Annotated in this window: 15 protein-coding genes; 8 read left to right on the top strand and 7 right to left on the bottom strand. The window is 72.0% G+C overall.

The window, feature by feature from the left end:
- Window positions 1-306 precede the first annotated feature (306 nt).
- Window positions 307-918, bottom strand: coding sequence for a hypothetical protein (locus ACFVH0_RS18870; protein WP_385821502.1), 612 nt, complete (start codon window positions 916-918; stop codon window positions 307-309).
- A gap of 154 nt (window positions 919-1072) precedes the next feature.
- Between ACFVH0_RS18870 and ACFVH0_RS18865 the strand changes: the two genes are divergently transcribed.
- From ACFVH0_RS18865 to ACFVH0_RS18855, 3 genes are all read left to right on the top strand, one after another.
- Window positions 1073-2152: a MerR family transcriptional regulator gene (locus tag ACFVH0_RS18865; RefSeq protein ID WP_385821500.1), complete on the top strand. Its 1080-nt coding sequence runs from the start codon at window positions 1073-1075 to the stop codon at window positions 2150-2152.
- Between the two features lie 124 nt (window positions 2153-2276).
- Window positions 2277-2900 carry a histidine phosphatase family protein gene (locus ACFVH0_RS18860; protein ID WP_385821498.1) on the top strand — a complete coding sequence of 208 codons (624 nt, stop codon included), beginning with the start codon at window positions 2277-2279 and terminating at the stop codon, window positions 2898-2900.
- Window positions 2901-2999: 99 nt separating this feature from the next.
- The gene (locus ACFVH0_RS18855; RefSeq protein WP_385821496.1) at window positions 3000-3896 is read left to right on the top strand and encodes a LysR family transcriptional regulator; all 897 of its coding nucleotides are present in this window, start codon (window positions 3000-3002) and stop codon (window positions 3894-3896) included.
- Between the two features lie 108 nt (window positions 3897-4004).
- Here ACFVH0_RS18855 and ACFVH0_RS18850 read toward each other — a convergent pair whose 3' ends face one another.
- Entirely contained in the window at window positions 4005-4781 is a 777-nt protein-coding gene (locus tag ACFVH0_RS18850; protein ID WP_385821494.1) for an SDR family oxidoreductase, read from the bottom strand.
- A 219-nt stretch (window positions 4782-5000) separates the two neighbouring features.
- On the opposite strand from ACFVH0_RS18850, the gene ACFVH0_RS18845 reads away from it, so the two are divergent.
- From ACFVH0_RS18845 to ACFVH0_RS18825, 5 genes are all read left to right on the top strand, one after another.
- On the top strand, window positions 5001-5690 hold the full coding sequence (locus tag ACFVH0_RS18845; RefSeq protein WP_385821493.1) for a HEAT repeat domain-containing protein: 690 nt from the start codon (window positions 5001-5003) through the stop codon (window positions 5688-5690).
- Complete coding sequence (locus ACFVH0_RS18840) at window positions 5677-6681, top strand: MerR family transcriptional regulator (RefSeq protein ID WP_385821491.1); 1005 nt, start codon at window positions 5677-5679, stop codon at window positions 6679-6681. Before ACFVH0_RS18845 ends, ACFVH0_RS18840 begins: the two co-directional genes overlap by 14 nt.
- A 232-nt stretch (window positions 6682-6913) precedes the next feature.
- Window positions 6914-7840 (top strand): oxidoreductase, encoded by a 927-nt coding sequence (locus tag ACFVH0_RS18835; protein ID WP_385821490.1) that lies wholly within the window; start codon window positions 6914-6916, stop codon window positions 7838-7840.
- A gap of 93 nt (window positions 7841-7933) precedes the next feature.
- The gene (galE, locus tag ACFVH0_RS18830) at window positions 7934-8953 is read left to right on the top strand and encodes a UDP-glucose 4-epimerase GalE (RefSeq protein WP_385821488.1); all 1020 of its coding nucleotides are present in this window, start codon (window positions 7934-7936) and stop codon (window positions 8951-8953) included.
- A 58-nt stretch (window positions 8954-9011) separates the two neighbouring features.
- A complete protein-coding gene (locus ACFVH0_RS18825; protein WP_385821486.1) occupies window positions 9012-9536 on the top strand; it encodes a DUF2199 domain-containing protein in 525 nt (174 codons plus the stop codon).
- Window position 9537: 1 nt separating this feature from the next.
- Here the strand turns inward: ACFVH0_RS18825 and ACFVH0_RS18820 are convergent, their stop codons facing one another.
- From ACFVH0_RS18820 to ACFVH0_RS18800, 5 genes are all read right to left on the bottom strand, one after another.
- Window positions 9538-10173 (bottom strand): TetR family transcriptional regulator, encoded by a 636-nt coding sequence (locus tag ACFVH0_RS18820; protein ID WP_385821484.1) that lies wholly within the window; start codon window positions 10171-10173, stop codon window positions 9538-9540.
- A 25-nt stretch (window positions 10174-10198) separates the two neighbouring features.
- Window positions 10199-11014 (bottom strand): TetR/AcrR family transcriptional regulator, encoded by an 816-nt coding sequence (locus ACFVH0_RS18815; RefSeq protein ID WP_385821482.1) that lies wholly within the window; start codon window positions 11012-11014, stop codon window positions 10199-10201.
- 112 nt (window positions 11015-11126) lie between these two features.
- Window positions 11127-12392 carry a GNAT family N-acetyltransferase gene (locus tag ACFVH0_RS18810; protein ID WP_385821480.1) on the bottom strand — a complete coding sequence of 422 codons (1266 nt, stop codon included), beginning with the start codon at window positions 12390-12392 and terminating at the stop codon, window positions 11127-11129.
- A 97-nt stretch (window positions 12393-12489) separates the two neighbouring features.
- On the bottom strand, window positions 12490-13464 hold the full coding sequence (locus ACFVH0_RS18805) for an asparaginase (RefSeq protein ID WP_385821478.1): 975 nt from the start codon (window positions 13462-13464) through the stop codon (window positions 12490-12492).
- A gap of 47 nt (window positions 13465-13511) precedes the next feature.
- Window positions 13512-14126, bottom strand: coding sequence for an ABC transporter substrate-binding protein (locus ACFVH0_RS18800; protein WP_385821476.1), 615 nt, complete (start codon window positions 14124-14126; stop codon window positions 13512-13514).
- Between the last annotated feature and the right edge of the window lie 44 nt (window positions 14127-14170).

Raw genomic sequence — 14170 nt, 5'->3', positions numbered from 1 at the left:
AGCGACGAGACTGTCGCCGTCGCGACCCCGTGCGCGCCGGCCTCGCTGCCGCGCTGAACCATGGCTCCGGTGCCGATAGACGTGGCAATTCATTACAGACGCCAAGAATCCTGGCCGGACGGCGCCAACCAGCGTGGCCGGGCCGGTGGGAGCCCCGGGCCACACAGCCCGGTCCGTGCCGACCATCGTGGCCCGGCTCACCCTCTGCGAGGCGGGGCGGCACCGCTGTTCTGTCTCTGCGATGTGCAGGCGGTCCCGCTCTTCTACGGCCGAGGCGGCCGGCCGATGTCGTGGGATGCGCATGCGTCATTCGGCATCGTTCACCAACTCGTCCAGCGCCTGGCGCGCCAGCGGAACGAAACGTTGCCGGCACCCCTCCACGAGAGCCTTCGTCTCGGAAGCAGCCGAGCGATAACGTTCCTGCTGCCCCTCGCTCAGCGGCTCCTTGTTCAGCTGCATCAGGGCCTCGATCGGCGGCTGGACGTTCCGGTCCACCGCTTCGGCATACTCCTCGGCGGCCCGGGCCACATCGGCCGGTCCTTCCAGCTGAACCACGTCGGCCGCGCGGCGAGTCGCGCGGACTGCGTCGATGGCCACACCCCGCCGGATGTCATAGCGGTGTTGGTCGAATGGCTCCAGCGTCAGCCGCCCCAGCTGCCAGATGGCCCCCTGAGCCTCATGGGCGGCGTCCAGCAGGCTCTGATAGGCGGATTGCCTGCGATCCCTGCGCCATTTCCGGTGCTCGACCCGCAGTTCGTGACGTTGAGTGCGATCGTGCGCGGCCTCTTCACGTACTTGCTGACGCTCCAGCGCTTCGCTCCGGCGCCGCTCGGTCCGAGCGGCCGCGAACGCTGTCAGACCACTGCCGAGCAGGGTGCCGCAAATCGCGATGACTGTCGTGATCAGGCTACTCGTCATGGAGGACAGTCTGACGGGACGGCGTTCAGCCGCCGAGCGAGTGGGAGACCCTCTCGACCGGGCCGGAGCAGAACTCCGGTTGACCTTCACCTTGGGGGAGGCCACAGCATCGGTGAGGCCGGGCGAAGTGCTCGGCATGAGGAGGAGAGCGGGCATGGGGTTGCTGACCATCGGGACCTTCGCGAAGGCGTCCCGGCTGTCGCCGAAGGCGTTGCGTCTCTACGACGAACTCGGTCTGCTGACCCCCGCTCGCGTCGACCCGGTGACCGGCTACCGCCTCTACGACCCGGAACAGCTGGACCGAGCCCGGCTCGTCGCCTGGCTCCGGCGCCTGGGCATGCCCCTGGCCCGCATCCAGCACGTCTGCGCACTGGAGGCAGGCCCGGCAGCCCGGGAGGTCCGCGCGTTCTGGGCGCAGGTCGAGGCCGACACCGCCGCGCGGCGAGACCTCGCTTCCTTCCTCATCGGCCATCTGTCCTGGAAGGACCCCGCCATGTCTCCGACCACCAAGCCCCTGGGACTCCGTTACGCCGCTCTCTCCGACACGGGCCTGGTCCGTGAGAGCAATCAGGACACCGCCTACGCGGGATCCCGCCTGCTCGCCGTCGCCGACGGCTTCGGGAGCAAAGGAGCGCCCGCGAGCGCCGCCGCAGTCGACACGCTCAAGCGCCTCGAAACCGACGGCATCCCGGCAGGCGATCTGCTCAACCTCCTTGAAGACGCCGTCGAACAGGCCGAACTGGCCGTCAACGGCATTGCCGGGCCCGCCTCACCGCCCGAGGAGGCCGGCACCACACTCACCGCGATGCTCTGGACCGGCTCGCAGTTGGCCCTCGTCCACATCGGCGACTCACGAATCCACCTCCTGCGCGACGGAGAGCTGTTCCAGATCACCCACGACCACACCATGGTCCAGTCGATGGTCGACGAAGGACGACTCAGCCCGGAAGAGGCCGCCTCCCACCCCCAGCGGTCACTGCTGATACGCGCTCTGGGCCGAGGAGCCGATGGCACCCCCGACATGCGCCTGCACGACGCCCGGCAGGGCGACCGCTACCTGCTCTGTTCCGACGGCCTCTCCACCGTCGTGCCGACCGAAGAGATCCACCGGGCGCTCCGCGAGATCGATGAGCCCGAGCAGGCGGTCCGCGAACTCGTCGCCCTCGCCAACGGCTCCGGCGGCCCCGACAACGTCAGCTGCGTGGTCGCCGACGTCGTGGAGCTCCGGCGATAGGAGCGAGCGGCACGCCCACGGTCGCCCGGGACGGGGCAGCCGCGACGGAACGTGCTCGAAGGGCTCCGCGTCCATCTCTGGCATACGGGATCACGGATGGCGACGGAGCACGGAGACACGGGACATGACGGACACAGCAGCGCGATACCTCTACCTCGCCCGGCACGGTGAAGCGTCGGCGGATGAGACGACCCTGACGGAGAACGGTCGGCGCCAGGCCGTTCTGCTCGGTGAACGGCTCCGGAGCGCCCCGCTCTCGGTGATCCACCACGGGCCGCTGCCCCGGGCGCAGCAGACGGCCCAACTGATCGGCGCACAGCTCGACGGCGTCCCCCTGCACCGGTCGGAACCGGCCGGTGACTACGTACCCCACCTGCCCACGAAGGAGGAGCTGCCGCCGGACTCGGCCGACGCCCTGCTCGACTTCCTGGCTCAGGTCCCGGAGGAGGAGCGCGGTCTCGGTCCGGCGCTGGCCCGGGAAGCGCTCGCGGAGTTCACAGGTCCGGTCGACGGGGACCGTCCCCGCCATGAGCTGGTCGTCACGCACAACTTCCTCGTCGGCTGGCTGGTCCGGGCCGCCCTCGACGCGCCCGAGTGGCGCTGGATGGGCGTCAACCAGGGCAACGCGGCTCTGACGGTCATCCGCTACGCACCCGGCAGGCCGTCCTCCGTGCTGTTCCACAACGACATGGCTCACCTGCCCGCAGAACTGCGCTGGACCGGCTTCCCGCCCGAACTCCGAGCCTGACCCGGCTGCCGGTCGGGCGGGCAGTCGGGCGGGCGGGAATCTCCGTCGGCGGAACCGAGTTGCTTGCTACTACAGCGATTGCGACGGGGGGCGAAGCGGATGAGCCTTCGTCAGTTCGAGTACGCCCTGGCCGTTGCCGAGGAGGGCTCGGTGACGGCGGCAGCGGAGCTGCTGCACGTCGCTCAACCGTCGGTGTCCCAGCAGATCCGCGGCCTGGAGCGGGAGCTCGGCGTGGAGCTGTTCGCCCGCACGCCGACCGGACTGGTGCCCACCGTGGTCGGCCGCGCGTTCCTGCGGGAGGCCGAGGCCGCGGTGAGCGCGGCACGGCGGGCGAGGGCGACGGCGCGGGCCGGTGCCGACGAGCTGGTGGGCGAACTGGTGGTCGCCGTCCAGATGGGCTTCGGTACACGGCAACTGCCGGGCGCGCTCGGCGCGCTGCGTCGCCGCTTCCCCCGGCTGGAGGTCACCGTCTTCGAGGAGCCGAGCTCCGCCGAGCTGGAGCGGCTGTGCCGCCGGGGCGTGCTGGGCCTCGCCCTGATGGCGGCGTGTGAGCGTACTCCCGCCGACGCCCACCACCTCGGCGACGAGGAGTTCGTCGTGGTGGTGGGCGCCGGACACCGGCAGCTCGCCGCGGACCGGGTCGAGCTGCGCGAACTGGACGGGGAGCCGTGGGTGCGGTTCGACCGCGACAGCGCGCTCGACGGCGTGCTGCTGAACGTGCTGCGGGAGAACGAGCTGACCCCGGCCACGGCCGCCCGCGCGTCCCAGACGGCGACGGCTGTGCGCTGGGCCGCCCACGGGCTGGGGGTGACGCTCGTCCCGGCCTCCGCGGTGCCCCACGGTCATGAACACCTGGTGCGCCCGGTGCTCCCGGCCGTGTCCCAGCCCGTCATCGCCGTGGTCCGGCCTGGCGCGGGCCCGGCGGAGACGGCCCTGCTCGAACTCCTGCGCAAGGAGACCTGGTCCGGTTCCGATTTCTCCTTCCCGGTGCCCTGACACCGGGAAAGAGACGACCGCCACAGAATCCTCCCTCCCGGACACGTAATTCCAGAATTCATGAACTACGGGATCACGGGATTACGGGATCACGGGATTACGCCGACGTCAGCCTCTCGGGAATTCACCGCCGTCCACGACGAGATTGCTCCCGGTCAGCCAGCTCGCCCGGTCGGACACGAGGAACAGCACCGCGTCCGCGATGTCGTCGGGCCGGCCGTCGCGCCCCAGCGGCGCGGTGGCGTCGGCGCTGGTCTGACCCGGCGCCGTGTCCAGGCGCGCCCACCGCTCCCGCGTCTCCTCACCGCCGGGAGTGGCGACCCTGCCCGGGGTCACGGTGTTGACCCGGATTCCGGACGGGGCCAGTTCCAGGGACAGCCCCCGGCTGTAGGTCTCCAGCGCCGCCTTCGCCGCCACGTAGTGCAGGAACGGTCCTACGGGGGTGAGGACCGCGGCCGAGGAGACGTGCACGATCGCCCCCGAACCCCGCTCCCGCATCCCCGGTACCAGCAGCGAGTCCAGCCGTACCGACGCGAGGTAGTTCAGGTCCAGCGCGTCCTGCCACTCCTCGTCGGGGATGACCAGGGCGCCGTTGTGAGGCCGCGCCCCGCCCGCGTTGTGGACCAGGACGTCCACCCCGCCGAGCCTCTCCCGCGCGGCTGCGGCGACCGCCTCCGCTCCGGCCCGTGTCCGCACGTCGGCCGCCACGAAGGAGGCCCCCTCCGGCACCGTGCTCGTCGCCGACCTGGCGGTCGTGAGCACCTCGGCGCCCGCGTCCAGCAGTTGACGCACGACGGCCGCTCCGATTCCGCGGGAACCACCTGTGACCAGTGCCCGCTTTCCCGTGAATTCCCGCGTTCCCGATCCGTTTCCGATTGTGGTCATGCCACCGGTCCTCTCGATCGCCCAGTCGGTCGCTCGGCGCAATGAGAAAGGCGCGCATCTCGTCGAGCTGTTTCACGGTACGTACGGAAAAGAGCGAGAGGCAAAGACGAAATACCAGCAGGCGATATAGGGAACTCCTATGGGCGCCGTGCGCAGCGGTCGCCGTTTGACCTTGACACTGTGGCAAGCCCTTCACTGCTTGCCGAGGAGGTGGTCCCGATGGCGATCACGGAACAGGACACAGATGTGGTGCGGGCGCTCGGGGCGCTGGAGGACGGCCGTGCGTCCGTGCGGCTGCGGGGCGCCATGGCGGTCGGCACGGCGCCCGATCCACGCTTCGTCGACAAGCTCGTCGAGCGATGCGCGATCGAACCCGAGTTCTTCGTCCGCGACATGCTGACCTGGGCGCTCACCCGCCACCCGGTGTCCCTGACGCTTCCCCTGCTGGTCGGCGAGGTCCGCTCGGAGCGTGCGCAGGCGCGGAGCCAGGCGCTGCACACGCTGTCCAAGATCGGGGACCGGCGGGCGTGGCCGGCGATCACACGGTCGCTGCTGACCGACGCCGACGACGAGGTGGCGCGGAGCGCCTGGCGGACCGCGGTCGTGCTCGTACCGGAAGGCGAGGGGTCCGCCCTGGCCGCGGTGCTGGCGACGCAGCTCGGGCGCGGTGAGCGGCAGACGCAGCTGAGTCTCAGCCGGGCGCTGGTCGCGCTCGGCGAAGTGATCGGGCCGGCCCTGGACACGGCGACGGCGTCCCCCGACCCGGGCACGCGGGCGCACGCGCTCGCCACCCGACGGCTGCTGCGCGACCCGGACACCGGGTTCGAGTTCGCCATCGAGGAGGCGAAGCGCGTCGTGGCCCTCGGCGGCACGGCGGGGAGGGACGATACAGGGTGTGTTGATCGGTGAGGTGGCGCGGCGGTCCGGGGTCAGTGCCCGCATGCTCAGGCATTACGAATCGCTCGGCCTGGTGCGGCCTTCGGGCCGTACGGGCTCCGGGTATCGGGAGTACTCCGAGGAGGACATCCGGCGGATCTTCCATGTCGAGAGCCTGCGGTCGCTGGGGCTGACGCTCCGTGAGATCGGGCGGGCGCTCGACGATCCCGGCTTCACGCCCTCGGCGCTCGTCGGCGACCTCGTCCGTCAGACACGCGAGCGCATCGCGGCCGAGACCGAACTGCTCACACGGCTCCGCCGGATCGATGCCGCGGAGCCGTCCGGCTGGGAGGACGTCCTCCAGGTCGTCGCGCTCCTCCAGGCACTGGGGTCGAAGAGCCCCGACGCGCGCCAGCGCGCGGCCCTCTCCTCGGTGGACGAGGTCCCGGTGCCGGTGGAGGCCCTGGTGGAGGCGGCGTTGAGCGAGACGGAGCCGAACGTCGCCGGAGCCCTTCGGTGGGCGCTGGCCCGGTCGGGCGGCGACGGACCGGCACTGCTGGCGAAGGGCCTCGGCTCGCCGGTGGCCGCGGTGCGGGAGCGTGCCGTTCAGTCCCTCGCCGAGATGCCCGGCGGTGAGGCTGCCACGCTGCTGCGGGACGCCCTCGCGCACCCCGACGCCGTGGTCCGCGGGTATGCGGCGCTGGCACTGGGGACACGGGGCGCGGCCGATGCGGTCCCGACGCTCATCGACATGATCGTGGCGGGAAGGAACGACACCGACGCGGCCGATGCGCTGAGCGTGCTGGCGGACGACACCACGACGGCGGACCGGATCGCGACCGGGCTCGTCGCCCGCCTCGCCCGCCACACCACCGAAGCGCCTGCGCGCGGACGGCTGACCCAGGCGCTGGCGGGCGTCCCGGGACCGACGGCGTCACGCGCCCTCGTGGAGCTGTCGCACGACGAGGACCGCGCCGTCGCGCTGACCGCGACGTACCTGCTCCGGCTGCGCGACGCAGGGTGACAAGCGAACTCTCCGCGCCCACCGGGACTGCTGACGCCTCGTCCGGAACTTCCGAAGACGGTTGCCCAGGACGGTCGCCCGTTCCCGTCGGCGAGCCGGACCCTCCGGCCGTCGGCGCACGGAGGGATGCGGACGCGTGACTCTCCCGTCCCGCATCACCGTGCCGGGCCGGATCCGGTCCGCGGAAGAAATGAATGTGGCAATCCGGCCCAACTGGCGCGATGCTGCCCCCATGACCTCCTCATCCGCTGAACCGACCCCGGACTCCGGTCCGACATCCACCACCGGCACCACCAGCACCTCGGGCCCCGGCGTCTTCGAACTGGGCGGCACCGTCACCATCCCGCGCCTCGGCTTCGGGGCGATGCAGCTGCCGGGACGGTGGAGCGGACCGGCCGGCGACACGGCGAAGGCCGTGGCCGTGGCGCGGCGCGCCGTCGAGCTGGGGGCGCGGTACATCGACACCGCCGCCTTCTACTTCTCCCCCACCCACCGGGCCAACGACCTGCTCCGCGAGGCCCTGTACCCGTACGCCTCCGACGTCACCATCGCCACCAAGGTCGGCCCGCTGCGGGACGAGACCGGTGAGATGTACGCCGAGGCCCGCCCCGATCAGCTGCGCGGGGAGGTGGAGCGGAATCTGGAGGACCTGGGGGTCGACACCCTCGACCTGGTGCATCTGCGGGTCGGCCGGCTGAGCGGCGGTGTCGTCGAGTCGCTCGGTGAGCGCTTCGCCGTGCTGGCGGCGCTGCGCGAGGAGGGGCTGATCCGGCAGCTGGGCCTCAGCAATGTGACGAGCGGGCAGCTCGCGGAGGCCCGGTCGATCGCACCGGTCGCCGCCGTGCAGAACCGCTTCGGTGTGCTCGACCAGAAGGACGCCGCGCTCGTCGACGAGTGCGCGGACGCCGGTATCGCGTACATGCCGTTCTTCGCGCTCGGCGGCGGTCACACCGACCTCGGCGAGGAGAACCTGCGGAAGGTGAGCGAGCGGCACGGCGCGACGGTGCACCAGGTGGCCATCGCGTGGGGCCTGGCCCGCTCGCCCTCGATCGTGCAGATCCCCGGCACCGCCTCGCTCGCCCACCTGGAGGAGAACATGGCCGCCGGGCGCCTGGTCCTCGACGAGGACGACATGACGCTGCTCGGGCGCCGCGGCTGAGGACCGACCCGCCCCGGCGGCGCCCCCGCCGGGGCGGGTCGGCGGCTCGGCCTACGATCGCTCCACCAGCTCAGTGAGAGAGGCGGGCATCGCATGAAGGTTCTGATCGCCGGAGGCGCGGGGTACATCGGCAGCACGGTCGCGTCCGCCTGCGCGGACGCCGGGATCACTCCCGTCGTCCTCGACAACCTGGTCACGGGCAGGCGGGAGTTCACCGAGGGCCGGTCCTTCCACGAGGGCGACATCGCGGACGGCCCCCTGATCGACCGGGTCTTCGCCGAGCATCCGGACATCGATGCCGTGGTCCACTGCGCGGCGCTGATCGTGGTCCCGGAATCGGTAGCCGACCCGGTCGGCTACTACCGGGCGAACGTGGCCAAGAGCCTGGAGTTCACGGACCATCTGCTGCGCAACGGCTGCACCCGCATGATCTTCAGCTCCTCCGCCTCCATCTACGCCGCCGGTGCGGATCTGACGGTCGACGAGGACTCCCCGCTCGCCCCGCAGAGCCCGTACGCGCGCACCAAGGCGGTGTGCGAGGCGATGTTCGCCGACATCGCCGCCGGCCGGCCGCTCCGGGTGGTGTCCCTGCGCTACTTCAACCCGGTCGGCGCGGACCCGAAGCTGCGCACGGGGCTGCAACTGCGGCGCCCGAGCCACGCCCTGGGCAAGATGATCCAGGCCCAGGAGGAGGGCGTCCCGTTCCAAATCACCGGGACCGGCTACCCGACGCGCGACGGCTCCGGCATCCGGGACTACATCCACGTCTGGGACCTGGCCGCCGCGCACGTGGCCGCGCTCGGCGCCTTCGACACCCTCCTGCCCGAAGGCGGCGGGGAGCCGGGGTCCGGCTCCATGGTCATCAACCTGGGCACCGGCACGGGCACCACCGTGCGCGAACTCCTGGCCGCCTTCAACGAGGTGACCGGCACCCCCGTCCCGGCGGTCGACGCGGCGGCGCGGCCGGGCGACGCGGCGGGGGCGTACACCCGGAGCGACCGGGCGGAACGGCTGCTGGGATGGCGGCCGCGGTACTCACTGACGGAGGGCATCCGCCACTCCCTGGACTGGGCCGCGGTGCGTGAGGACGTACTCAAGGAGACGGCCCGGTAGCGAACGGTGACGGCGAGAAGCAGACAGCGGTTCGACCACAGGATCTAAGATCCGGCCCATGGCTATCGACCCCGGCTACATATGCTCCCGCTGCGGCGAACACCACGCGGAACTCCCGATGGGGTACTCGACCATGGCACCCGACGTCTGGGACGCGAGTCTGGAGAGCGACCCGGACAGCATGCTCTCCTCCGACCAGTGCATCGTCAGACACGAGCACTACTTCATCAAGGGCCTGATCGAGATACCCGTGTTCGGCAGCGAGGAGCCCTTCTCCTGGGGCGTCTGGGTCTCGCTCAGCCGGGAGAACTTCGCCCGCGCCCTCGAAGTGTGGGAGACCCCCGGCCGCGAGTCCGAGCAGCCGTACTTCGGCTGGCTGAGCACCGAGCTGGGGCTGTACTCGCCCCGCACGACCAACCTGCGGACCAACGCCCACACCCGCCCGATCGGCCGGCGCCCCAGCATCGAGCTGGAGCACACCGACCACCCCCTCGCCGTGGAACAGCGCACCGGCATCACCCGGGACCGGGTGCGGGAGATCGCCGAAGCGGTGCTGCACGCCGAGGACGACCAGGTCTCCTGAGCTACCGCTGCTCCCCGAGCCCCGACCGCAGCTGCACGAAGGCGAGTTCGGCCGCCTCGACCGCGTCCGCGTACACCTGTCGCGCGCTCTCCCCCGCGTCGATCCGCCGCCAGTTCTCCAGGGCGAGGATGCGCAGTACGGCGATGATCTGGCCCGCCGCCAGCCGGTCCGCCATCCGGTCGCCCAGCGCACGGGCGAGCGCCGCCTCCGAGCGGTTCTGGTAGCCGTACAGGCGGGCCACCAGGGACGGCGTTCCGTACAGCAGCCGCTGGAACGCCAGCACCTGCGGCACATCGCAGAGCCCGGTCACCGGATCGCCCCGCTCCAGCCCGTCCAGGAAGTTGCGGCGCAGCGCGTCCAGCGGGGATTCGGTCTCCGCCCGGGTGGCGACCACGCGGGCCGACTCGTCCTCGTGGTCGGCGAACCGGTGCAGGACCAGATCCTCCTTGGCCGGGAAGTACCGGAAGAGCGTCGGCTTCGAGATGTCGGCAGCCGCCGCCACCTCCGCCACCGAGACCTTGTCGAAGCCCCGCTCCAGGAACATCGCGATCGCGGCCTCGGAGACCGCCTGGTAGGTCAGCTGCTTCTTCCGCTCCCGCAGGCTCATCTGCTCGTTCCCGGGCTTCTCTCCGTCCATGACCACGAAGCGTACGCCCCTGACCTCAACCGGACTTGACCTCGGGGAGCGGCCGCACACGCCTTCCGTCCGGCTCGGCCCGCGCCTCCACCAGCGCCTCGACCCCGTCCAGCACCCGCTCCAGCCCGAAGGCGAACTCCTCGTCGGACCCGCGCGGAGCCCGCAGCGCCCCGGACTCCAGCACCCGGGAGAGCGACGGATGGCGTACGGGGTCGACGAGCCGGTCCAGGGTGCGGGTGTGCCCGTCCGCCACCTCCTGCGCCGGAATGCCCCGCGCCTCGACGGCGGCCGCGAGATCACCCATCAGCAGCGCCTCGTTCCGTACGAACCCGTTGACGAGCAGGATGACGGAGACCTCGTCGCGCGCGTCCAGGCCGGTGCCTTCGAGGGCCCTCAGGCCCTGCTCCCACCAGGCGACGGAGTTCGGACTGGCGGGCGGGCCCGGGACCGGGATGCGGAGCATCCACAGATTGCGGTGGAACACCCGGCGCTGCGCCCACGCCCACCGGGAGAGCGCCTCCCGCCAGCCGGTGCCGCTCTCCGGCGCGGGCAGCGGGGGCGGCGGACCCATCGCCGCCTCCTGCATCAGTACGTACAGCTCCCCCTTGGCGGACACGTACCGGTAGAGCGACATGGTCGAGGCCCCCAGGTCCTTGGCGACCCGCCCCATCGACACCCCGCCGAGCCCCTCGGACGCCGCCACCGCCACCGCGGCATCCACGATGCGGGCCAGACTCAGCCCCGGCTTCGGGCCCTTGACCGGCCGCGCCCGCAGCCCCCAGGCGGCCTCGATGCTGGCCGGCAGGCCCGTACCGCCCGACGAGCCCTTCTCCTCAGTCACCTGAACCCCATTTTCCGGGCGGTGCCCATCGCCGCCCGGCCCACGAGCCCCCGCCCGCGCGGCGTCCCGCCCTCGGCTCCCATCCTAGTTTCGTGGATCGCCGGCATTCGGCTCAGAACACATCCGGGCACCAGGCCCGCCGCCCCGCCCGGAACATCCCCTCCGCCGTCGCGACCGCGCCCGGCGTGAGCTCCTCGATCCGGCCCAGGGCGGCCAGCCGGGACGGTGATTCGTCACCCAGGTAGAGGGTGCCCAACTCCCGTACGTCCAGGGCGAGATCGGCGTCGTCCTTGGTGGGGGCGCAGCTCGCGCCGGCGGGGGTGGCCTCCAGGCGGTAGCGGCCGGCGGTCAGGCCCGCGGCGTCGTGGACGTCGAGGGTGAGCGTGCCGGGGACCGCGTAACTGCGGGCCTCCAGTGCGCGTACGACGTCCAGGAGCCGCACCCACAGCCAGTCCGCCTGGGTGACGATGCGGGCCGCGCGCGGGTCCGGGAGGAGCAGCGGCAGCAGGTCGTCGGGGGCGCGGTAGCCGGAGCGGACCGTGGTGATCCAGTCGATCGAGCAGACGAAGTGCCAGAGCGCGCGCTCGGCGGCCGGGGTGACGGCGATCTGGCTGACCACGGTGGCCCGGTTCAGCGGCTGCTTGGAGTCGCCCCAGCTGCCGTCGGCGCGGTAGACGGTCAGGCCGTCCACCTCGCCGGCGGCGTTGCTGTAGACCGCGTAGAAGGGCTCCGCCCAGGCCCCGGAACCCGGCGCTCCGGGGCCCGGCTGGGCCTCTCCGGTGTTCACGGCCCACCAGCGCTCGTCGCGGTCGATCACACCGTGCTGCCGGGCGCGCAGCCGTTCGTGGAGGGCCGGGCCCAGCTTGCGTACGTCCGCGCCGCTCACCAGGTCGATCCGCCCGCCGTCCCGCTCGGACGGGCCCGACCAGCGCGGGTCCAGGCCCGCCCGCGGTACGTCGATCTCCCACTGGGTGATCCAGGTCGCCGGGCCGAAGCCGTACCGGCCGTAGATCGGGTACTCGGCGGCGATCAGCGTGGCGACCACCTCGCCGCGCTCCTTCGCCGCCGCCAGGTCCGCGGCGATCATCCGGTTGAGCAGCCCGCGGCGGCGGTGCGTGGGCGACACCGTGACGTTGGAGATCGCGTCGGCCGGCACCGCGGCACCGCCGACGGCCGTGAGCTCCTGGGCGAAGGAGCGGAACGTGGCCACGCACCGCCCGTCGTCGAACGCGCCCTGCGTACGGGAGAGGTCCGTGTGCGGGAGGCGTCGCTCCGCCTCCTCTTCCGTGCTCGTCTGCGGGCGCAGGAAGCCGGTGTGCTTGGCGCGCAGCCAGTCGGGGAACTCGGCGGCGGTGACCGTGCGGATGTCGAGAGCCATACGGGCCACGCTATGCACACGGATCACGGGATGTCGCCCTGTTTTCCGCCGCCTTTCCCGGCCTTCGGCCGCCTTCCGCCGCCGTGGAACGGACAGGTCAGAAGGCCGCCCGGATCTCGCCGACCTCGCCGCCGCCGCCCAGCAGCGGCGCGTGCCCGATCCTTTCGACCACCGGGGCGTCGATGCCCAGCAGCCGCAGCGAACGGGCCAGCACCGGGCCGAGCGCCCGCGTCGCACCGTCGTCGACCTTGAAGGCCAGCGCCCGGCCGTCCGCCAGCGCCACCGCCTGCACCGCCTCGGCGCCCATCTTGGAGAGCGTGCCGGGCACCTCCCGCATCAGCCAGGTGTCGGGGCGGCGCGTCCCGGCCACGTACTCGGGGTGGGCCCGCATCGCGTCACCGACCCGGCGCTCCGCCGTCCCCGGCTCCGCCAGTACGAACGCGCGGAAGGCCCGCGCCAGGCCCACCAGGCTGATCGCCATCAGCGGCGCCCCGCACCCGTCCGTGCCGACCGCCGTGACCGGCTCGCCGGCCGTCTCCTCGACGACCCGGTGGACCAGTTGCTGGAGCGGATGCGACGGGTCGAGGTAGGACGCCCGGTCCCAGCCGTTCACCGCGCACACCGCGAGCATCGCCGCGTGCTTGCCGGAGCAGTTCATGGTGATCCGCTCCCGGACGTGGCCCGCGGCGAGATACGTCTCCGCCTCGACCGGGTCCAGCGGCAGGTCGGGCGGGGTCTGCAGATCGGCGGGTGTCAGTCCGTGCTCGGCGAGCATGGTGTGGACGAGTTCGAGGTGGAAGTCCTCGCCGGAGTGGCTCGCGGCGGCCAGTGCCAGCCGCTCCCCGGACAGATCGAGCCCGGCCCGCAGCACGGCCGCGGCCTGCATCGGCTTGTTGGAGGAGCGCGGGAAAACCGGCGCCGTCGGATCGCCCAGGGACCGTTCCACGCTGCCGTCGGCGGCCAGCACGACCAGCGAGCCCCGGTGGTGGCCCTCCACGAAGCCGGACCGTACGACCTCGGCCAGGACGGGGAGAGCGGGGGATATGACGGACGGGGCGGCGCTGGAGGTCATGGTGGCCTTCCGGGGACGGGCGGAACCCGCCCCCCGGAAGGATCGCTTCAGGCGAGCAGGTCGTCTACTTGTGCTTCACCGTCACGGTACCTGCGGGCGATCTCCGCGCTGCAATCGTCGGTGGTGCGTTGCAACTGGTGACGGCGGCGCGAGACCTGCTGCTCGTAGCGGACCAGGCGCCCCATCGCGGTGTGCAGCTCTTCGTCCGTACGGGCGTCGAGGTCGGAGAGTTCGACCTCGGCGAGCGTCTCGGCGGCCAGCCGGCGGTACTCGTCGCTGCGGGGCGTGGTCAGCGTGACGTGCCGGGCGGAGGAGCGGTGCTGGGACGGGGTGTCGGCGAGGATCTCCGAGAGCCGGTCCACCACCGGTGTCTCCGGGTCCAGCCGCCGGGCCAGCTCGGCCCGCAGGATGTCGATCCGGCCCTGGACGAGCCGGCGCACATAGCTGAGGTCGGCCTCGTCGCGCTGCGACTCGCGGCGCAGCGTGCGCAGCTCCGGCAGCCGCAGGGTGCCCAGCTCGGGCTGCGGGCCGGCGGACAGGCTGTCCTCCAGACCGTGCCCGGTTCGCTGCACGGGTGGCCGCATGGTGCTGGTGCTGGTACTGGCGCCGGTTCGCGTGACCGGTACGGCGCCGGGGGACTGCCCGGTTCCATAGGTACTCATGCTTGTGTCCATCCCCTCGACCGGTGCGTCGGCACACCGCCTCC

This window comes from Streptomyces sp. NPDC127117 (assembly GCF_042677325.1).
Taxonomy (GTDB): domain Bacteria; phylum Actinomycetota; class Actinomycetes; order Streptomycetales; family Streptomycetaceae; genus Streptomyces.
This window is presented reverse-complemented; position numbering and strand designations above follow the sequence as displayed.